We start from the raw sequence: 18,043 nt of genomic DNA on the forward strand, positions 1-18,043 counted from the left end.
GTTCCCGGCCGTCGGCCGGGAACGGGGCCCGCAGCGGCAAGCCCGTGGCTAGACCAGGTCGACCAGGTCCGCGATCGAGTCGACCACCCGGGTCGGCCGGTAGGGGAACCGCTCGACGTCGGCGGCGGCGGTGAGGCCGGTGAGCACCAGGATGGTCTCCATGCCGGCCTCCATGCCGGCCACGATGTCGGTGTCCATCCGGTCGCCGATCATCACGGCGCTCTCCGAGTGGGCACCGGCCGTGTTGAGCGCCTCGCGCATCATCAGCGGGTTGGGCTTGCCGACGAAGTACGGCTCCACGCCGGTCGCCTTGGTGATCAGCGCGGCCACCGAACCGGTGGCCGGCAGCACGCCCTCGGTGGACGGGCCGGTCTCGTCCGGGTTGGTGCAGATGAACCGGGCGCCCTGGTTGATCAGGCGGATCGCCTTGGTGAGCGCCTCGAAGCTGTAGGTGCGGGTCTCGCCCAGCACGACGAAGTCGGGGTCGCTGTCGGTCAGCACGTAGCCGACGTCGTGCATGGCCGTGGTGAGGCCGGCCTCGCCGATCACGTAGGCGGTGCCGCCCGGGCGCTGGGTGCCGAGGAACTTCGCGGTGGCCAGGGCGGAGGTCCAGATGTTCTCGGCCGGGATGTCGAGTCCCATCCGGGAGAGCCGGGCCTGGAGGTCGCGCTGGGTGTAGATCGAGTTGTTGGTCAGCACCAGGAACGGCTTGCCGGACTCCCGGAGCCTGCGGATGAACTCGTCGGCCCCCGGGATCGGGGTGCCCTCGTGGATGAGGACCCCGTCCATGTCGGTCAGCCAGGACTCGATGGGCTTGCGCTCTGCCACGTAGGTGTCTCCTCGGTCTTGCAATGGTTCGAACGGTCCCGCACATCACTCCGGACCGGACACCCTCGGCCGGCCGGGCGCCCTCGGCTGCCCCAACACCGCCCAGCGTAGTCGTCCGTCTGTTCGCTCCACAGTGTCCACCTGCAGAATCCTTCGGAAGGCGAGCGCGGCCACCGCCCGAACCGGAGGCCCGCCGGCCTGCCCGGACGGCCGCCGCCGGCCGGGGCGCCGCGTGACGGGTCCTCCTCAACGGCTCCTTAAGCCGCCCCTAACCGCAGCGATGACCCCTCGGTGATCCGGCCGCGCGCGGTTAACGTGAACGCCACCCGGCGGCCGTCGCCCGACGACCGCCGCCCGGTCTGCCGCCGCCGCGTCCCCCACCGCGGCGGCGGCACCCCCCGCCCCACCGGGACCCGGACGCCGCGGCGCCGGAACCGGGGCCCGCCGGGCGCACCGTGGTTGAGTGGGCCGCATGACGACCTCCGCGCACCCCGCCCCGGCCGGCACGGCCACCCCGCCCGGCAACCGTCCGCCCTTCCGCGTCGGTCTGATCGGCTACGGCCTGGCCGGCTCCGCGTTCCACGCCCCGCTGATCGCCACCACCCCCGGTCTCCGGCTGGACGCGGTGGTCACCGCCAACCCGGAGCGCCGGGCCCAGCTGGCGCGGGAGCACCCCGGGGCCCGTGCCGTCGACACCCCCGGGCAGCTGCTCGCCGACCCCGGGGCCCTCGACCTGGTCGTCATCGCCTCGCCCAACCGCACCCACGCGCCGCTCGCCCGTGCCGCGCTCGGGGCCGGGCTGGCCACCGTGGTGGACAAGCCGCTGGCCGGCACCGCCGCCGAGGCGCTCGACCTGTGCGAGCTCGCCGAGTCGCGCGGCACCCTGCTCACCGTGTTCCAGAACCGCCGCTGGGACGGCGACTTCCTCACCGCCGCCCGGCTGGTCCGTGAGGGCGCGCTCGGCCGGGTGCACCGCTTCGAGTCCCGCTTCGAGCGGTTCCGGCCCAAGCCCAAGGCCGGCTGGCGCGAACTCGCCGACCCGGCCGAGGTCGGCGGCACGCTGTACGACCTCGGCAGCCACCTCGTCGACCAGGCGCTGACGCTCTTCGGGCCGGTCGAGACGGTGTACGCCGAGATCGACGTGCGGCGCGACGGCGCGGTGGTCGACGACGACGCCTTCCTCGCCCTCACCCACGCCAACGGCACCCGTTCCCACCTGTGGACCAGCGCCCTCGCCCCGCTCGCCGGCCCCCGGCTGCGGGTCCTCGGTGACAGCGCCGGGTACGTCAAGCCCGGCATGGACCCGCAGGAGGCCGCGCTCCGGACCGGTCTGCGCCCCGACGGCACCCTCCCCTGGGGCGCCGACGACCCCGCCCGGTACGGCACCCTGGGCACGGACGGGTCCACGACCCCGCTGCCCACCGACCCCGGCGACTACCCGGCCTTCTACGCGGGGGTCGCCGCCGCCCTGGCCGTCCCCGGCACACCGCCCCCGGTGGATCCGCGCGACGCCGTCGCCACCCTCGCCGTGCTGGAGGCCGCCCGTGCCTCCGACGCCACCGGCACCACCGTCCGGCCGGACCCGGCCGGACGGGGCTGAGCCGCGGGCCCGGGAGTGGGGGCGGGGCGGAGCACCCGGCCCGCCCCGCCCCGGGCCGGCCGCTCTACCGGCGGCGTTCCCACAGCTGGTTGGCACCGCCGTTGGACCACCACAGCTGCGCGGGCGCGCCCTGGGCTCCGCTGAAGCCGCCGATCTCCAGGACGAGACCGTCGTACCCGGCACCGATGACGGTGTTCTCGGCCTCCGGGCCGTACGGTTCCGGGATCGACCAGAGCGTGTCCTGAGCGCAGGAGAGCTGGATCAGCTCGGTCCCGCCCCACGGGCTCCGCCCGCCCACGGGCGGCCAGTGGAGACACTTGCCGCTGTGGACGTTGACCATCTTCCAGAAACTGCGTTCGACGTCGTTGCGGCCCACCAGCTTCCACTTCTGGTTGTTCCCGCCCGTGCAGTCCCACTGCCGGACCGGTGCCCACTCGTCCAGCCGCCAGTCCGCCACCTCCAGGCACTTCCCGCTGCTGCGGTTGACGTACTGGTACGGGCCCCAGGTCGCCGGCGGATCGCCCGACCCCATCACCGCCGCCGACGCGGCAGCCGTCTGACCGCTGAGCACCAGCATCGCGCCGGCCGCCACCGCGCCCGCGCGCACCGCCGCCCGTCTCCTCGGACGGAACGTCATGTCCCCACCCCTCGCCCGTGGGACGGCCGGACAGCACGCATCGTGCGCCCCGGCGCCCGCCCCACTCCGCCGTGGCGAGTCGATGATGACAGCTCCACCAATCCTTCACAAGGTGCGCACAAATCTCCCGGGTCGGCGGGCCACCGGGTTCACCGGACCCGCCGTCCTGCCAGAGCCCTCAGACGCCGATGACCTCGACGGCCGGGCCGAGCCCCTTGAAGTCGGCGAGGTTGCGCGTGTAGAGCGGCAGCGCGTGCGCGGAGGCGATCGCGGCGATCATCAGATCGATCCGGCGCGGACGCGGCTGCCGGCCGGCGGCGATGGTCAGGGTCACCAGGGTCCCGTAGCGGGCGGCGGCGGCCGCGTCGAAGGGCAGCGGGTCGAAGTCCGCCATCGCCGCGCCCAGCACCTCCAACCGGGCCGCCCGGGCGGCCGGGTCGCGGGCCATCGAGACGCCCTGCTGCAGCTCGGCGAAGGTGATCGCGGTCAGCTCCGGCACCGCCGGCAGGTCGGCCGGGTTGAGCAGTGCCAGGTCGATGTAGACACAGGTGTCCAGCACCCCGGCGGGCCGCCGCCGGGACGCCCGCCGCCGCTCAACCACGCGGCCGCTCGAACGGGTCGCCGTCCTCGTCGCCGACGAGTTCCTCCGGCCCGAAGTACTCCTCGGCCTCCTTGCGCATCTGCTGGTAGTCGACCTTCGGCAGCTTCACGTGCCGCGCCACCAGCTCCTCCGCCGTGAGCCGCCGCCTCCCCACGACCGGCCGCAGCTCGGCGACCTCGACCCCGTTCCTGGTGATGTGGAAGGTCTCCCCCGCCTCCACGGCGTCCATCACCGCGGCGGAGTTGTTCCGGAACTCCCGCTGGGAAATCGTCTTCATCCTCCCAAGGTAGCCCCGCGTAGCACCCGCGGCTACACCTCGCGCGGCGGTCCTCCGGCCCGCTCCGGAATCCGCCGGGACCCACCCCGGAGAGGCCCGGATCCGCCGGAACCGCGCCCCTCCCGGACCACCCCGGAAGGACCACCCCGGAAGGACCGCCCGGGGCGGCTGCTCCGCCCCGCGGCCGGACGCGAGGACGGCGGGGGCCGTCGGCCGGAGCCCCCAGCACCCCCCAGCACCCCGCGCCGGGAACCCTCGCGGGCACCCGGTCGTCCTCCTCCGCAGACATGGCTCCGGGGCGGTGAGGAGGGCAGGGACGTGACGGTGGTCGCGATGCTGCTCGGCGTGCTCCGGGTGCTGAGTGGTGAATGGCTCGCCGAGGGCGGCGGGTCGCTGGCGTCGGTGGCGGCCGCGGCGGCCGTGGTGCTGGTGGCCGGGGCGGTCGCGGGGACGCTGGTCGTCGCGCGGCTGCTGGGGGCACGGGCACCGGCGAGCGTACGGGCCGGGGCACTGCGCAGGCGCGCGTTCCGGACGGCCTTCCTCCCGCAGCGTGATCCGGACGCCCGGGGCCGACGGCGCCCCAGGGCTCCGGGAGCGGCCCCGGCGGCCGCGTAACCGTTCCCCGAACGGCTTCTCCCCGAACGTCCGGGCCCGCGCGGCCGTCCTCCGCCGATCACTCGTACCCCGAGACCCCGGAGGGCTCGTTCACCATGTCCGTCTTCGCCCTGCTCGACCCGGCCGTCGGCCTGGCCCACGAAGTCGTCAGCGCGCTCGCGCACGTCCTGCCGACGGCGCTCGCGATCGTCCTGTTCACCGTCTGCGTCCGGCTCGCGCTGCACCCGCCGGCGCGGGCGGCGGCGCGCGGCGAGCAGGCGCGCACCCGGCTGGCACCGCGGATCGCCGAGCTGAGCCGGAAGCACGGGGACCGCCCGGAGAGGCTCCGGGCGGCGCTCGCCGAGCTGTACCGGGAGGAGAAGGCCTCGCCGTTCGCCGGGTGCCTACCGGTGCTGGTGCAGATCCCGTTCTTCTCGGTGATGTACCGGCTGTTCACCACGCCGAACGACCTGCTCGGCCACACCCTGTTCGGTACCCCGCTCGGCCTGCACGCGGGCCAGGCGCACGGCGCCGGGCAGTGGGCGGTGTTCGCCGTGCTGTACGCGGGGCTGACGGCGGTGGCCTGCGTCGGCTTCCGGCGGGCCCGCCGCGCACAGGCGGCCGCCCGGGCGGGCCGGGCCGCCCCGCGGCCGGGGCTCGCGTTCCTGCCGTACCTGTCCTTCGGCACGGTGCTGTTCGCGGCCCTCGTCCCGCTGGCGGCGGGAATCCACCTGCTGACCACGGCCGCCTGGTCCGCCGCCGAGCGGGCCCGGCTGCACCGGGACGGCGCGGCGGAGCCGGCCACCGCGGTCCCGGCCTGAGACCCCGCCCGGGTCGGCCGGCCCGCCGGTCCTCCTCTAGCCTGTGTGATCGTTTGGCCCGGTCGGCCGGACGATCACACAGGCGGGTTCGGACAGGTGAAGGGAAGGGTCGGACCATGACGGTCGCTGCTCCGGCGTTGGCCGAGCTGCGGGAGGTCTGCCAGCCGCAGGCGAAGCTGGCGAGCCGCAACGGGGAGCACTGGGCGGGGCGGCTCTACATGCGGGACGTCTCGCTGCGGGTCACCCGGCAACTGGTGCGGACCCCGGTGTCGCCGAACACCCTGACCTGGGTGATGGTGGTCTGCGGGGTGGGCGCCGGAGCGGCGCTGCTGATCCCCGGGCTGCCGGGGGCGGCGCTGGCGGTGCTGCTGATGCAGGGCTTCCTGCTGTTCGACTGCGTCGACGGCGAGGTGGCCCGCTGGAAGAAGCAGTTCAGCATCGCCGGGGTGTACGTCGACCGGCTCGGCGCCTACCTGGCGGACGCGGCGCTGATGATCGGCGCGGGCGTCCGGGCGGCCCGGGGCGGGTCGGAGCTGTGGGTGTCGGTGGGCCTGGCGGCCGCGCTGGGCGTGGTGCTGCTGAAGGCGTCGACCGACCTGGTGGACGTGGCGCGTTCGCGCAGCGGGCTGGCCCCGGCGGACGAGGAGTCGACGCAGCCGCGGTCGCAGGGCATCGCGACCGCGCGCCGGCTGGCCTCGGTGTTCAAGATCCACCGGGTGACCAACGGCATCGAGGCCTCGCTGGTACTGCTGGCGGCGGCGGTCGTGGACGTGGTGGCGGGCGGCACCGATCCGACCCAGGCGACGGTCGCCGCGATCGCGGTGATCACCTGGGGGATGGTGGTCGCGCACCTCGCGTCGATCCTGTCCTCCTCGCGCCTGCGCTGAGCCGCGGCACCGGACGGCGGCACCGGACGGTCGCGCCGAGCGCCGACGCGGGTGCCGTCCGCCCTCCGGGGAGGGTGCGGCACCTCCCCGGAGGGCGGACCGCACCCTCCCCGGGGGTCGGTGCACCGCCCTCCCCGGGACGACGCGGGCGGGCCGGGGTGATTGCGAACGTGGCTCCGGGGGCCCGGAGTCCGGGCCCGGAAGGGATCACCGTGCACACCCACCGCACCGTCCGCACCACCCGTGCCGTCCGGCTCGCCGCCGTCGCGCTCGCCCTGACGGCGACGCTCGCCACCGCGCCCGCCGGGGCCGTGGCCGCCACCGGCACCACCGCCCGGGCCGACGCCGCCGGAACAGGCCCCGGCCCCGAACTGCGCGCCGTCGTCGAACGCGGCGCCTCCACCGCCGCCCTCGCCGAGATCCGCGAGAACGGCCGCCGCACCTGGCGCGACGCCGCCGGCGTCACCGACCTCGACACCAACCGCCCCGCCCGCGCCGACGGCTACTTCCGGATCGGCAGCGTCACCAAGACCTTCGTCGCCACCGTCGTCCTCCAACTGGCCGAGGAGGGCAGGCTCCGCCTCGACGACTCCGTGCAGAAACTCCTGCCCGGCACCGTCCCCGGCGGCGACGCCATCACCCTGCGCCAACTCCTCAACCACACCAGCGGACTCTTCGACTACCTGGAGGACCCGCGCTTCCTCTACCGGGACGAGGCGTCCCTGCGCACCTACCTCGACCGGGGCCGCTGGGTGTCCTACAGTCCGGCGGACCTGATCGGGGCGGGCGTGAACGGGACGCGCTACTTCCCCCCGGGCCAGGGCTGGCACTACTCCAACACCAACTACATCCTGATCGGCGAGGTGATCCGCACCGTCACCGGCCGCAGCTGGCAGAGCGAGGTCAACCGCCGGATCGTCCGGCCGCTGCACCTGGACGACACCACCTTCCCGAACGACCGCACGGGCCTCCCCGGCCCGCACGCCCACGGTTACGTCGCGCTGCCGGAGGGGCGCACCGATATCACCCGGCTGAACCCGAGCTTCGGTGACGCCGCCGGCAACGGCATCTCCACCACCGCCGACCTCAACCGCTTCCACGCCGCCCTGTTCGGCGGCCGGCTGCTGTCCCCGGCCCGCCTCGCCGAGATGACCACCGTGGTCCCCGCGCCGTCGATCGGCGCGCACTACGGACTCGGCGTCATCCGCTACGACTTCCCGTGCGGCGGGGTCTGGGGCCACACCGGCGGCATCCCCGGGTACAACACGATCTGGCTCGGTGCGAAGGACGGCACCCGCCAGTTCGCGCTCTCCTTCAACCTCACGGAGGGAGCCGAGACCGACGACACCGCCACCACCCTGAACGCCTTCCTGGAGAAGGCCTCGTGCGGTGCGCAGGCCCCGTCCCCGGCAGTCACCGGAACGAACCCACCCTTCCGGGCCCTGCGTTGAGAATCCCGAGGTGAGCGGCCCGGCCGTACGGCGGGGAGCGCCCGGCATCCGCCGCGATGCCGACGACACGGCGCGCCACCCCCGCCGTTCGGCCGGGGCGCGGGCTACCCCGGACGGACTGCCGCGGTGCGCCGAAGCCGGTCCGGAGGCTGACGCGGCCCGGGCCGGACGGGTGCGAGCCTGGGCGGCGAGGGCCCGACGTCCGGGCCGGGAGGGTGTTCCGCCATGACGATCACACAGACTCAGGCCCCGCGCGCGAAACGGCGGTTGGGCCGGCGACTGGCCGCCGTGGCACTGGCCGGCGCGGCCGTCGTCACGCTCGCCCCGGCGGCGGCCCTGGCGGCCGCGCCCGCCGGGACCGGGGCCGAGGCCCGCCGGGGCGGCGGCACCGACGCGCAGGCCGAGCTGCGCGCCTTCGTCGAGAACGGCACCTCGACCGCCGCGTTCGCCGAGGTCCGGCAGGACGGCCGCCGGGTCTGGCGCGGCGGCGCCGGCACGTCCGACCTGGCCGGCGGGCAGCCGGTCAGGCCGGACGGCCGGTTCCGGATCGGCAGCGTGACCAAGGCCTTCGTGTCCACGGTCGTGCTCCAGCTGGTCGCCGAGGGGAGGCTGCGGCTGGACGACCCGGTCGAGCGGCACCTGCCGGGCCTCGTCCCGAACGGCGGCGCGATCAGCGTGCGCCAGTTGCTCAACCACACCAGCGGGCTGTACGACTACGCGGAGGACCGGCGGTTCTTCTACCAGGACGAGGAGACCCTGCGCGACTACGTCTACGGGCAGCGCCGCTGGCAGGAGCACCGCCCCGAGGAACTGGTCGCGGTCGGCGTCGCGCACGCGCCGTACTTCGCCCCGGGCCAGGGCTGGAAGTACTCCAACACCAACTACGTGCTCGCCGGGATGCTGATCGGAAAGCTCACCGGGAACAGCTGGCAGAGCGAGGTCGACCGGCGGATCGTCCGGCCGCTGGGCCTCCAGGACACCACCTTCCCCGGCTCCGGGACCGGCCTGGGCGGCCCGCACGCCCACGCGTACGCCAAGGTGGCGGAGGGCCCGGCCGACATCACCCGGCTCAACCCGACTGTCGGCGACGCGGCCGGCAACGGCATCTCCACCACCGCCGACCTCAACCGCTTCCACGCCGCCCTGTTCGGCGGCCGGCTGCTGCGGCCCGCCGAGCAGGCGGAGCTGACGCGTACGGTGCCGACCGGGTCGGGCCACTCGTTCTACGGACTCGGCGTGGCGCAGTCCGACTTCGGCTGCGGCCCGCTCTGGGGCCACGACGGCGGCCTGCCGGGCTGGGGGACGCTGCTGTTCGGCACGGCGGACGGCAAGCGGCAGGTGGCGCTGTCGTACAACCCGTACGAGGGCACGGACCCGTCGGGCACCGACGAGGCGGTCGTCGGTCTGGCGGTCAGGACGCTGTGCGGCGCCGCGGCCCCGGCCGGAGCCGCGGCGGGCCTGCGGACCGGCGGGGTGGGGGCGGTGCGCTGAGGCCGGCGCTCTCCGCGCTGCGCTCCCGGGAGGAGGGGCGGCCCGCCGAGCGGCAGATGGACGGGCGCGCTCCGCCCCGGGGACGATGATCCGGCCGGGGCGTCCGCCCTGACCGACCGGGCAGCCGGTCAGGTCGGGCGCGCCCGATCCGGCGTCAGAACCGTTCGCCGGCCTCACGGCACGCCCGGCACGAACCGCGCGCCGCACGGGGAACGCCGGCCCCGCAGCGGATGCAGTGGATGCAGTGGGAGCGGTGGCGTGCACGGAGGGCGTCGGAGCGGAACTGACAGAAGGCTCCGACGACTGCGGCCGTGATGACGAGGACCAGGAGACCGAGCACCGTCACGCGGCGTGGTCGAGCTCGAACCAGACGAGCTTGCCGCGCTTCTGCGGTTCGGCACCCCAGCGGTGGGTGAGGCCCTGGACGAGCTGGAGCCCCCGGCCGGACTCCGCGAGTCCGGCCGGGGGGCGCGGGTCGGGGAGGTCCGAGGAGTCGTCGCCGACGGAAACCCGCAGGGTGCGGCCGAGGACGAGGACGAGGACCACGGGCGAGGCGGTCCGGCCGTGGCGCCAGGCGTTGACGATCAGTTCGGCGAGGGCGAGTTCGGCGTCGGCGATGACGTCGGGACGGAAGCCGACGTGGCTCATCGCGGAGCGCAGCACCTCGCGGGAGAGGGCGAGGGCAGGGGTGTTGCGGTTACACATGAGGGCTCCCAGCGGTGTGGGCGGGGGCGCACCGGAGGGAGGCAAGAGGATGCCAACGGCCCGACTCCGGGGAGTTGGTGACATTCCGTCCGGTGAGCGGTGCATCACAGACTGTAAGGCATAGTGCGGTACATGTACTAGAAATCGAAGAACTTGTACCCCAGATCGCGGCTGGACTCGCTCGACGCTCGCGGTAGATGCTGGGCCCATGCCACCTACCCCAAGTGCACGAAGGCAGCGGGTCGGCATCGAGCTGCGAAAGATGCGAGATGCCGCCGGCACGACCACCGCTGAGGCCTCGTCCGTCCTCGGCGTGGACCGCACGAAGATCACGCTGATCGAGCAGGCGCTCTACGCGGTGACGCCGGAGAGAGTCACCGCGCTCGCCCGCAAGTACGGCGAAACCGACGACTCGTTCGTCTCGGCGCTCGCCACGATGGCGGGCGACCGCTCCAAGGGGTGGTGGGAGGAGTACCGGGGAGCCGTACCACTCGGCTTTCTCGACCTCGCCGAGCACGAGTACTACGCGAGGGCCACGCAGTCCTACCAGATCTGCCATCCGCCCGGACCGATGCAGACCGAGCGGTACAGCAGAGCCGTCTTCCGGGACGCCCCGGTCCCCCTGAGTCCACGCATGGTCGAAACGCGCGTCGAGCACCGCATGCGACGAGCCGACATCCTGATGTCCGAAGGCTCCCCGCCCTACACCGCGATCGTGCACGAGGCCGCGCTCCGCATGCAGTTCGGCGGGCGAGAGGTACTGCGGGAGCAGCTGAGTTGGATGCTGGAGCTTTCCGAGCGGCCACACATCACCCTTCGCATCGTCCGCTTCGACGCGGAAGGCTTCATGGGGTCCGGACAAGCCCTCATCTATATGAACGGCCCGGTGCCACGGCTCGACACCGTGCAGTACGACACCGTCGAAGGCCCGACGTTCCTCCACACGACGGAACACCTGGACAGGTACCGCACGCTCATGAACGTCATGGCCGGGCGAGCACTCTCCGTCGACGGTTCGCGCGACCTGATGACAACGATCAAGAAGGAGCTCTGATGGAGGAACTCTCCTGGGCACGACCCTCGTCGTGCGCGAATGCCAACAACTGCCCCGAGGTGGCCGTCACCGGCGACTCCGTCTACGTCCGGAGCAGCCTCGCCCCCTCCTCCATAGCCCGGCTGACCCTCTCCGAGTGGCGGGACCTGGTCTCCGGCATCCGCGACGGGGAGTTCGACGTCTGAGCCGCCGGCGCCCCTCGGGGTGCCGGCTTTCCCGTTCTCCCCAAAATTTCCTGGAACCGCCTCCGTGCTGCGGACACCAGATCTGCGTGGAGTCCTCCTTGTCCAGTAAGCAGACGCAGGCCGGCGAGCGCCAGTTGTTCGCCGAGCTCTACGATCAGCACGCTCGCACGGTCTTCGCGCACGCGTACAGATCGACCGGGGACCGCGACCTCGCGGACGACATCGTCTCCCTGACCTTCCTCGAAGCCTGGCGGCTCCGCAGGAAGCTCCGGGACGAGGTCCTGCACCCCCGCGCCTGGCTGCTGGCCATCGCCACCAACGTGCTCCGCAACACCGCCCGCACCGCGCGCCGGCACCGGGACGCGATGTCCCGGCTGCCGCGCCGCGACCCGATCCCCGACTTCGCCGACGAAGTCGTCGGCCGGATCACCGACGCCAACACGGCGGCGGCCGCCGTCCGGGCGCTCGACCAGCTGGGCGGACCGGAGCGGGAGGTCTTCACGCTCGTCGTCTGGTCCGGGCTCGGCTACGCCGAGGCCGCCCGGGCGCTGGGCATACCCGTCGGCACCGTCCGCTCCCGGCTCTCGCGCGTCCGGGACAAGCTCCGCCGCATCGTCGACGCCGAGGATCCCCCCGCACCACCACGGGCCGCCTCCGCTCCCCCGGCCCCCTCGGCTCCCGCCGGCCTCGCCATCAGCCATCAGTCCGTGGGCCACCACCAGGAAAGGCGGCCATGAGCACCACACGCACCGAACACACCGAGTGGGACGAGCACTGCGAACGCCGTGAACTCGCCCGGTTGCTCCCCCCGCCGCCCCACCCGGAACCCTCCCCCTCCCAGCTGGCCGCCCGCCGTGACCTGCTGCTCGCCGAGTTCGCCCGTCCCCGCCCCTTCGCCGCCGTCGCCACCCGCTGGCGCGGCCTGGTCCTGGTCGCCGCCGTCGCCACCGCCGCCGCCATCACGGCCGTGACGCTCGTCCCCGACGCCCCCTCCCGGCAGGACCCGGCCCCGCCCGCCACCGCCGCGTCGGTCGAACTCCTCGACCGGATCGCCCGGGTCGCCTACGACCGGCCGCTGCCGCCGGCCCGGGACACCCAGTTCACGTACCTCAGGAAGGTCGTCCACACCAGCACGCTCACCGAGGCCGCCGACGGCACCATGGCGCAGGCCGCCACCACCACGGACACCGAGCGCTGGACCGCCGTGGACGGCGGCCGCACCGGCCTCGAACGCCGCGACGGCGCCGACGCACAGCTCCCCGCCACCGCCCCCGGATCGCTGAACTCGCCCACCTACCGGCTGCTGACCAACCTGCCGACCGAACCCGAGGCCCTGCTGAAACTGATCTACGCCGACACCCGGCTGAACCACGGCTCCGGCTCCGGCTCGACGGCCGGCGCGGACCACGAGGCCTTCATCGCCATCGGCGACCTCCTGCGGGACTCGGTCGTCCCGCCGCCGGTGGGCTCTGCCCTCTACCGCGCCGCCGCGCGCATCCCGGGCGTGCTGACCGTGGACGACTCGGTCGACGCCACCGGGCGCCACGGGGTGGCGGTGGCCCGGGTGAGCGACGGGCGGCGCTTCGAGTGGATCTTCGACCGGGCGACGCTGCGCCTCCTCGGCACCCGCACCGTCCTGGTGCAGGACGGTCCCTGGGGCAGGAGCGGTGACGACGTGGAGTCCACCGCCGTCATCGCGCGGGGCATCGTCGGCGCCCCCGGGGAGACGGCGCCCGCGGAAGCCGCAGAATCAAGCCACTGAGCCAATTCGGCCAGCCATTGACCGGTCCTCGTCGGAACTATTGTGCGATCGGCCGATCCGGCGTTGGGTCGTGGCAGCACAGTCCTGCCACGACTCACCAGGGGAGAAGTTGACCGTGCGTTCCTTCCGCACGCTCGCCGTCGTCACCGCAGCCGTCGGCGCGCTCGCGCTGGCGGCTCCGGCCGCCACGGCGACGCCCGCGCCGGCGGCTCCGGCCGTCGACGCCCAGCAGTCCGCCGGTCCGGAGAAGGCAACGCCGTCGAAGCCGGTGCTCGCCAGCTACAGGGGCAAGCAGATCGACCTCTCCAAGGGCTGGGGCGGCGCCCGGGTCTGCACCGAGGTGACGGGAGGTGCCGTCTACTGCCACGACAGCGTCGCCGAGGCCGACCGGGCCCTCGCGACCGTCGACCCGGCGCTCGCCGCACGGGCCGCCGAGGCTCCTCCGGCCGCGGCGTCCCGCGCCGTGCCGGCGCCGGCGGGGACCGCGGACTGCGGCTCCGGCTACGCCTGCCTCTGGGAGCACACCAACTTCTCCGGTGCCCTGCTGCGCTGGTCGCAGCCGGGCACCAAGTACCTCTCCGACTGGTCGTTCCGCGACCAGGCCAGCTCCGCCTGCGTGTTCCGCTCCGGCGGCGACCTCACGGTCTACGACGACCGCACCCTTCAGCCGGACCCCTCGGTCTACCTGTGGAACGGCAACTGCTACGACTTCACCGGCCTGAGCTACCCGTACGGCGGCAACTGGAACGACAAGGCCGACTACGTCGTCCTGTAGCCGCGCCGCAGGGTACGCGCTCCGCACCGCACGACGCCCGACGCCCGAAGGCCGGTACCCTCCCGGGGCACCGGCCTTCGTCGTGTTCCTCCCGCGCGTCACCCCACCAGTTCGGTGGTGTCCTTCGCCGGAGCGGCCGGCGCGGCCGACGCGTCCGGGGTGCCCGCGTCGCCGGGCCTGCGGTTGCGGAGCACCACCGCCGCCAGCACGAGCGCGGCCAGGACACCCGCGGCGCTCACGGTGAACGTGGTCGACATCGCCGAGGTGAACGCCTCCCGGGCCGTGTGGACCAGGCCCGCGTCACCGGTGCTCCTGGCCTCGGCCAGCGCGCCGGCGATCGACTGCCTGGCCTGCCCGGAGGAGCCGGCCGGCATCCGGTCGGCATAGCCACTGGCGAGCAGCGAGCCGAGGATCGCGATGCCGAGCGCGGTGCCCGCCTGCTGGATGGTGTCGTTCAGGGCCGAGCCGACGCCGGCCTTCTCCGGCGGGATCTCGCCCATCAGCGCGCCGATCGCGGCCGGCATCGCGAGGCCGGCGCCCAGGCCGAGCAGGCCCAGGGCCACCGCCGGGACGGCGAAGCCGGTCTCCGCGTCGACCGTGCCGAGCAGGACGAACGCCCCGGCCATCAGCGCCATACCGGTCAGCACCAGCGGCCGGTGACCGAACTTCGCCACGAGACCGGCACCGGCGCCGTTGCCGATCAGGGCGGCGACGGCCATCGGCACGAAGGCCAGGCCCGCCTTCATCGGCGAGTAGCCGAGCACGAACTGCAGGTACTGGGTGAGGACGAGCAGCAGGCCGCCGTTGCCGACCTGCACCAGGGTCAGCGAGAGCGTGCCGCCGCTGAAGTTGCGCTTCCTGAAGAGCATCAGCGGCACCATCGGCTCGGCCACCACGTTCTCCCAGATCACGAAGCCGACCAGGGCCGCGACGCCCACCGTCAGGGTGACCAGCGAGGTGCCGCCGAACGCGCCGTGCTTGGGGATCTCGATGATCCACCAGATCATCGCGGTCATGCCGACCGCGGAGAGCACCGCGCCCAGCGGGTCGGCCTTCTGCCACGGGCCCTTGGACTCGGGCATGAGGAGCAGCGCGGCCGTGATCGCGACGACCACCACCGGCACGTTGATGAAGAAGATCGAGTGCCAGGAGAAGTGGTCGATCAGCACGCCGCCCAGCACCGGGCTGCCGACCAGGCCGAGCATCGACACCGCACCCCAGGCCGCCATGGCCTTGCCGCGCTCGTCGTCGTCGAAGACGGTGATGAGGATCGACAGGGTCGAGGGCATGATCAGCGCACCGCCGACACCCATCGCCACCCGGCTCGCGATGACCTCGCCGGGGTTGGTGCAGTACGTCGCCGCCAGTGAGGCAGCTCCGAACAGCAGCAGACCGATGATCATGACCTTCCGGCGCCCGAACCGGTCGCCGAGGCTTCCGGAGGTCAGCAGCAGGCCGGCGAAGACCAGGATGTAGGAGTCGAGGATCCACTGCGTGTCCTGCGCGGTGGCGTTGAGGTCCTCCGTCATCGACGGCACCGCCACGGTCAGCGCCATGCTGTCGACCACCAGGACGAGCGTGCTGAGGCACAGCACGAGCAGGATCCACCAGCGCCGCGGATTACGGCCTTCCATGTCTTTTCCCCTCCGAGGCACCTGAGGTGCGTACGATGTTCCGTCGATGCGCACACTGTTCCACAGTGCGTACAGCGTGCGCAATACCGTTTGCTGTACGCTGCGGCGAACGGTGTACGCAGGTAAGTTCTGTTCCGTTCCACCGAGGGAGGACCGGCCGATGACCGCCAAGACGAACCCGATCCCGTCCGTATGGGCCCGCCGGCAGCGCGAGCCCGAGCAGCCCGCGCTCAGCCGGGACTCGATCGTCCGCGAGGCGATCGTGATGCTCGACGCGGACGGGGTCGACGCGCTCTCCATGCGCAAGCTGGGTGCCCGCCTCAACGCCGGCGCGACGTCCCTCTACCGGCACGTCGCCACCAAGGACGAACTGATCGAGCTCGCGGTGGACGCGGTGTTCGGCGAGATCACCCTGCCGGAGGTCGACACCGACGACTGGCGCGCCGAGGCCGTGGCGACCTGCGAGTCGTTCCGGGGCGTCGCCCTGCGCCACCGCTGGCTGGCCTCCCTGATCGGCCAGGCCGGACTGGTCTACCTCGGCCCCAACCTGGTCGTCGTCTCCGAGCGGATGGCCGCGCTGTTCGCGGCGATCGGCTTCCCGGAGCCCTCACGGGCGATCGACACCCTGCTCTCCTTCGTGCTCGGCATGAGCACCAGCGAGGCCGCCTTCCTCACCACCGTGGCGAAGACCGGCCAGACCGAGGCCGAGTTCATCGCCCAGCTCATGCCCGGCGCCCAGGAGGCGGTGGTCGGGCACGAGCACCTCTCCGGCGCCATCGCCGACGCCGCGGCCACCGCCGCGGCCGGCGAGCCCGCCGTCATGCGCGACCAGAAGTTCGCCTACGGCGTGGAGGTCATCCTCGACGGCCTGGCCCTCCGGCTGCCGCACTAGGGCTTGGACCCTCCGGGGGCCGGGCACAGCGGGTCCGGGCACAGCGGGTCCGGGCACCCGGACCGCGGGTTACTGGTCCGACGCCTGTGACCGCCGCCCGTCCCGGCGGCCACAGGCAGCTCCTGACGGGCCGGGCCACCCGGCCCGCCGCGCCCGCGGGCGAGGGGGCGAGCGCCCGGACGTCCGCCCTTCCGCCGCGCCGGCGGCTCAGGCGCGCCGGATCACGATGTCCCCCACCTGCGTCCGGGCCCGCACCTCGACCGTCTCCTCGGCGGCACCCGGCGTGCCCGAGGCCTCCAGCGCGTTGCGGACGCCGCCGACCTTGGTGTGCACGTCGAGCCAGGCGGCGGTGCCCTCCGCGATGCCGACCTCCAGGTCCCCGATGGAGGTCTGCAGGACGGCCTGACCGCGGACCACCTCGCCGATCCGGATGCTGCCGTGGGCGGACTTGGCGTCGACCCCGGCCAGCGCGGTGCCGACGGTGATGGCACCGTTGGAGGAGTTGGCCCGCAGCTCCCCGCCGACCTCCCCGACGAAGGTCTCGCCGTTGAGGTTCTTGACCGTCAGAGCACCCGCGACGCTGTTGAGTTCGATCCGCCCGGAGGACACCACCTCGGCGTCCCCGCCGGCCCGCCGCAGCCGGACCTCCCCGTGGTCGCTCCGCAGGTGGACCGTGGCCGCCTCGTCGACCTGGATCCGGCCGACCGAGGTCTTCAGCCGGCAGTCGCCGAAGACGCCCTCCAGCAGGAAGTCGCCCATCGGCACGTCACCGCGGATCCCGGAGCCGGCCGGCACCTCGATCACGACGTCGATCGATCCCGCCCGGCCGAAGATCGACCGCTTCTTCGGGGCCTTGAGGACCAGCGCGCCGTCGGCGCAGGTGACCTTGGTCTGCTCGGCGATCCGCACGTCGACCTCGGAGGCCGGATCGGCCGGCCGCACCTCGACGACCGTGTCGGTCCGCTCGCCCGCGGTGATCCGCACCGAGCCGATGTCGAACTCCAGGGTGGCACTGATCGGGCTGGGGGTGTCGAACGTAGGCATGGCTGTCCCGTCCTCATGGCTCTGCCCTGCGTCTTCGCAGGTGGAAAGGGTGAAGTGGTGGATGGGCGAGGGATGGAGGGGCGGATGGGCGAGGGGCGGATGCGAACGGGCCCGGGGAGCCAGGGCCTATCGGACCCAGCCGGTGAACCCCTGGCCGGTGGCGCGCCTGAGCCTCGGCTCGGGCCGGACGGGGGCTCCCGGCTCCAGCGCGGCGGCGACGGCCCGGACCAGCCAGGCGTTGACCGAGAGGCCCTCCTGCCCGGCGGCCTCCTCGACCCGGGCCTTGAGGTGGCCGGGAAGCCGGAAGTTGATCCGGGCGGTGTTGCCGTCGTCGACCGCCTCCCCGGCCCCGGACGGCGATGCGGACGGCGCCACGGGTGGCACCGGCGGCACCACCCCCGGCCCGGACGGCTCCGGGCCGTGGAAGGAGTCGGCGGCGGGCGGCGCCGACACCACGAACTCCGGATCGAGTCCGCGCAGCCGGACGTCCACCGAGCCCGGCGCCAGCTCCCGCGTCACCTCCCCCATGGCGTCGGATAGCGCGTTCAGCAGCGTGAGCCGGGCGGCCGACTCCAGCGGCAGGGTCAGGCGCTCGGCGAGAGCGCGCGCTTCGTCCCCGCCCGCGCCCGCGGCCACCGCGAGCTCGTGCCGGAGGTTGTCGACGTACGGCGTGAGGTCCATGGCCAGAGCATGGCACACCCATGGCGCCATGTCGAGCCTTTTTGGCACCACACCGTGGCACCACTCGAACGAGTGACTGGTGCCACGGGATGCCGAAGGCCCCGCCGGCGGGATGGGGCCGGCG

At 73.6% G+C, this 18,043-nt stretch carries 20 protein-coding genes; 12 read left to right on the forward strand and 8 right to left on the reverse strand.

Going from position 1 to position 18,043, the window contains the following annotated elements; genetic code table 11:
• Positions 1-48 precede the first annotated feature (48 nt).
• Positions 49-828: an HAD-IIA family hydrolase gene (locus tag ACFCX4_RS23020; RefSeq protein ID WP_376145310.1), complete on the reverse strand. Its 780-nt coding sequence runs from the start codon at positions 826-828 to the stop codon at positions 49-51.
• 472 nt (positions 829-1,300) lie between these two features.
• On the opposite strand from ACFCX4_RS23020, the gene ACFCX4_RS23025 reads away from it, so the two are divergent.
• Positions 1,301-2,428 carry a Gfo/Idh/MocA family oxidoreductase gene (locus ACFCX4_RS23025; RefSeq protein ID WP_376145312.1) on the forward strand — a complete coding sequence of 376 codons (1,128 nt, stop codon included), beginning with the start codon at positions 1,301-1,303 and terminating at the stop codon, positions 2,426-2,428.
• Positions 2,429-2,492: 64 nt separating this feature from the next.
• On the opposite strand, the gene ACFCX4_RS23030 is transcribed toward ACFCX4_RS23025, so the two are convergent.
• The 3 genes from ACFCX4_RS23030 to ACFCX4_RS23040 all read right to left on the reverse strand — a co-directional run bounded on the left by ACFCX4_RS23030 (position 2,493) and on the right by ACFCX4_RS23040 (position 3,943).
• Complete coding sequence (locus ACFCX4_RS23030) at positions 2,493-3,065, reverse strand: RICIN domain-containing protein (protein ID WP_376145314.1); 573 nt, start codon at positions 3,063-3,065, stop codon at positions 2,493-2,495.
• A gap of 178 nt (positions 3,066-3,243) precedes the next feature.
• The gene (locus ACFCX4_RS23035; protein WP_376145316.1) at positions 3,244-3,666 is read right to left on the reverse strand and encodes a type II toxin-antitoxin system VapC family toxin; all 423 of its coding nucleotides are present in this window, start codon (positions 3,664-3,666) and stop codon (positions 3,244-3,246) included.
• The gene (locus ACFCX4_RS23040; RefSeq protein ID WP_376145318.1) at positions 3,659-3,943 is read right to left on the reverse strand and encodes a type II toxin-antitoxin system Phd/YefM family antitoxin; all 285 of its coding nucleotides are present in this window, start codon (positions 3,941-3,943) and stop codon (positions 3,659-3,661) included. Before ACFCX4_RS23040 ends, ACFCX4_RS23035 begins: the two co-directional genes overlap by 8 nt.
• Before the next feature lie 318 nt (positions 3,944-4,261).
• Between ACFCX4_RS23040 and ACFCX4_RS23045 the strand changes: the two genes are divergently transcribed.
• The 5 genes from ACFCX4_RS23045 to ACFCX4_RS23065 all read left to right on the forward strand — a co-directional run bounded on the left by ACFCX4_RS23045 (position 4,262) and on the right by ACFCX4_RS23065 (position 9,187).
• Positions 4,262-4,558, forward strand: coding sequence for a DUF6412 domain-containing protein (locus tag ACFCX4_RS23045; RefSeq protein WP_376145320.1), 297 nt, complete (start codon positions 4,262-4,264; stop codon positions 4,556-4,558).
• A gap of 95 nt (positions 4,559-4,653) precedes the next feature.
• The gene (locus tag ACFCX4_RS23050; protein WP_376145322.1) at positions 4,654-5,358 is read left to right on the forward strand and encodes a YidC/Oxa1 family membrane protein insertase; all 705 of its coding nucleotides are present in this window, start codon (positions 4,654-4,656) and stop codon (positions 5,356-5,358) included.
• Positions 5,359-5,474: 116 nt separating this feature from the next.
• Positions 5,475-6,245 (forward strand): CDP-alcohol phosphatidyltransferase family protein, encoded by a 771-nt coding sequence (locus tag ACFCX4_RS23055; protein ID WP_376145324.1) that lies wholly within the window; start codon positions 5,475-5,477, stop codon positions 6,243-6,245.
• A 212-nt stretch (positions 6,246-6,457) separates the two neighbouring features.
• Entirely contained in the window at positions 6,458-7,696 is a 1,239-nt protein-coding gene (locus ACFCX4_RS23060; protein ID WP_376145326.1) for a serine hydrolase domain-containing protein, read from the forward strand.
• A 225-nt stretch (positions 7,697-7,921) separates the two neighbouring features.
• Positions 7,922-9,187, forward strand: a complete 1,266-nt coding sequence (locus ACFCX4_RS23065; protein ID WP_376145328.1) for a serine hydrolase domain-containing protein — start codon at positions 7,922-7,924, stop codon at positions 9,185-9,187.
• A gap of 342 nt (positions 9,188-9,529) precedes the next feature.
• On the opposite strand, the gene ACFCX4_RS23070 is transcribed toward ACFCX4_RS23065, so the two are convergent.
• Entirely contained in the window at positions 9,530-9,892 is a 363-nt protein-coding gene (locus tag ACFCX4_RS23070; RefSeq protein ID WP_376145330.1) for an ATP-binding protein, read from the reverse strand.
• Positions 9,893-10,100: 208 nt separating this feature from the next.
• Between ACFCX4_RS23070 and ACFCX4_RS23075 the strand changes: the two genes are divergently transcribed.
• The 5 genes from ACFCX4_RS23075 (at position 10,101) to ACFCX4_RS23095 (ending at position 13,668) form a co-directional block, all read left to right on the forward strand.
• A complete protein-coding gene (locus tag ACFCX4_RS23075; protein ID WP_376145332.1) occupies positions 10,101-10,946 on the forward strand; it encodes a helix-turn-helix domain-containing protein in 846 nt (281 codons plus the stop codon).
• Positions 10,946-11,131, forward strand: a complete 186-nt coding sequence (locus tag ACFCX4_RS23080; RefSeq protein WP_376145334.1) for a DUF397 domain-containing protein — start codon at positions 10,946-10,948, stop codon at positions 11,129-11,131. Before ACFCX4_RS23075 ends, ACFCX4_RS23080 begins: the two co-directional genes overlap by 1 nt.
• A gap of 98 nt (positions 11,132-11,229) precedes the next feature.
• The gene (locus ACFCX4_RS23085; RefSeq protein WP_376145336.1) at positions 11,230-11,868 is read left to right on the forward strand and encodes an RNA polymerase sigma factor; all 639 of its coding nucleotides are present in this window, start codon (positions 11,230-11,232) and stop codon (positions 11,866-11,868) included.
• Positions 11,865-12,893 (forward strand): CU044_5270 family protein, encoded by a 1,029-nt coding sequence (locus ACFCX4_RS23090; protein WP_376145338.1) that lies wholly within the window; start codon positions 11,865-11,867, stop codon positions 12,891-12,893. The genes ACFCX4_RS23085 and ACFCX4_RS23090 overlap by 4 nt, the downstream gene beginning before the upstream one ends.
• Positions 12,894-13,008: 115 nt before the next feature.
• A complete protein-coding gene (locus ACFCX4_RS23095) occupies positions 13,009-13,668 on the forward strand; it encodes a peptidase inhibitor family I36 protein (RefSeq protein WP_376145339.1) in 660 nt (219 codons plus the stop codon).
• Positions 13,669-13,766: 98 nt separating this feature from the next.
• Here ACFCX4_RS23095 and ACFCX4_RS23100 read toward each other — a convergent pair whose 3' ends face one another.
• Positions 13,767-15,302, reverse strand: a complete 1,536-nt coding sequence (locus ACFCX4_RS23100) for an MFS transporter (RefSeq protein WP_376145341.1) — start codon at positions 15,300-15,302, stop codon at positions 13,767-13,769.
• A 160-nt stretch (positions 15,303-15,462) separates the two neighbouring features.
• On the opposite strand from ACFCX4_RS23100, the gene ACFCX4_RS23105 reads away from it, so the two are divergent.
• Positions 15,463-16,194, forward strand: a complete 732-nt coding sequence (locus ACFCX4_RS23105; RefSeq protein ID WP_376145343.1) for a TetR/AcrR family transcriptional regulator — start codon at positions 15,463-15,465, stop codon at positions 16,192-16,194.
• 207 nt (positions 16,195-16,401) lie between these two features.
• Here ACFCX4_RS23105 and ACFCX4_RS23110 read toward each other — a convergent pair whose 3' ends face one another.
• A complete protein-coding gene (locus tag ACFCX4_RS23110; protein WP_376145345.1) occupies positions 16,402-17,238 on the reverse strand; it encodes a DUF4097 domain-containing protein in 837 nt (278 codons plus the stop codon).
• A 126-nt stretch (positions 17,239-17,364) separates the two neighbouring features.
• The gene (locus ACFCX4_RS23115; RefSeq protein WP_376145346.1) at positions 17,365-17,919 is read right to left on the reverse strand and encodes a hypothetical protein; all 555 of its coding nucleotides are present in this window, start codon (positions 17,917-17,919) and stop codon (positions 17,365-17,367) included.
• Positions 17,920-18,043 lie beyond the last annotated feature (124 nt).

The organism is Kitasatospora sp. NPDC056327 (genome assembly GCF_042261735.1).
In the GTDB taxonomy this organism is placed as follows: Bacteria; Actinomycetota; Actinomycetes; order Streptomycetales; family Streptomycetaceae; genus Kitasatospora.

Coding starts and splice junctions, on each gene's coding strand:
- ACFCX4_RS23075 (WP_376145332.1), top strand. CDS start 10,101: ATGCCACCTACCCCAAGTGCACGAAGGCAGCGGGTCGGCATCGAGCTG.
- ACFCX4_RS23025 (WP_376145312.1), top strand. CDS start 1,301: ATGACGACCTCCGCGCACCCCGCCCCGGCCGGCACGGCCACCCCGCCC.
- ACFCX4_RS23055 (WP_376145324.1), top strand. CDS start 5,475: ATGACGGTCGCTGCTCCGGCGTTGGCCGAGCTGCGGGAGGTCTGCCAG.
- ACFCX4_RS23065 (WP_376145328.1), top strand. CDS start 7,922: ATGACGATCACACAGACTCAGGCCCCGCGCGCGAAACGGCGGTTGGGC.
- ACFCX4_RS23070 (WP_376145330.1), bottom strand. CDS start 9,892: ATGTGTAACCGCAACACCCCTGCCCTCGCCCTCTCCCGCGAGGTGCTG.
- ACFCX4_RS23115 (WP_376145346.1), bottom strand. CDS start 17,919: ATGGACCTCACGCCGTACGTCGACAACCTCCGGCACGAGCTCGCGGTG.
- ACFCX4_RS23030 (WP_376145314.1), bottom strand. CDS start 3,065: ATGACGTTCCGTCCGAGGAGACGGGCGGCGGTGCGCGCGGGCGCGGTG.
- ACFCX4_RS23100 (WP_376145341.1), bottom strand. CDS start 15,302: ATGGAAGGCCGTAATCCGCGGCGCTGGTGGATCCTGCTCGTGCTGTGC.
- ACFCX4_RS23050 (WP_376145322.1), top strand. CDS start 4,654: ATGTCCGTCTTCGCCCTGCTCGACCCGGCCGTCGGCCTGGCCCACGAA.
- ACFCX4_RS23040 (WP_376145318.1), bottom strand. CDS start 3,943: ATGAAGACGATTTCCCAGCGGGAGTTCCGGAACAACTCCGCCGCGGTG.
- ACFCX4_RS23105 (WP_376145343.1), top strand. CDS start 15,463: ATGACCGCCAAGACGAACCCGATCCCGTCCGTATGGGCCCGCCGGCAG.
- ACFCX4_RS23080 (WP_376145334.1), top strand. CDS start 10,946: ATGGAGGAACTCTCCTGGGCACGACCCTCGTCGTGCGCGAATGCCAAC.
- ACFCX4_RS23110 (WP_376145345.1), bottom strand. CDS start 17,238: ATGCCTACGTTCGACACCCCCAGCCCGATCAGTGCCACCCTGGAGTTC.
- ACFCX4_RS23090 (WP_376145338.1), top strand. CDS start 11,865: ATGAGCACCACACGCACCGAACACACCGAGTGGGACGAGCACTGCGAA.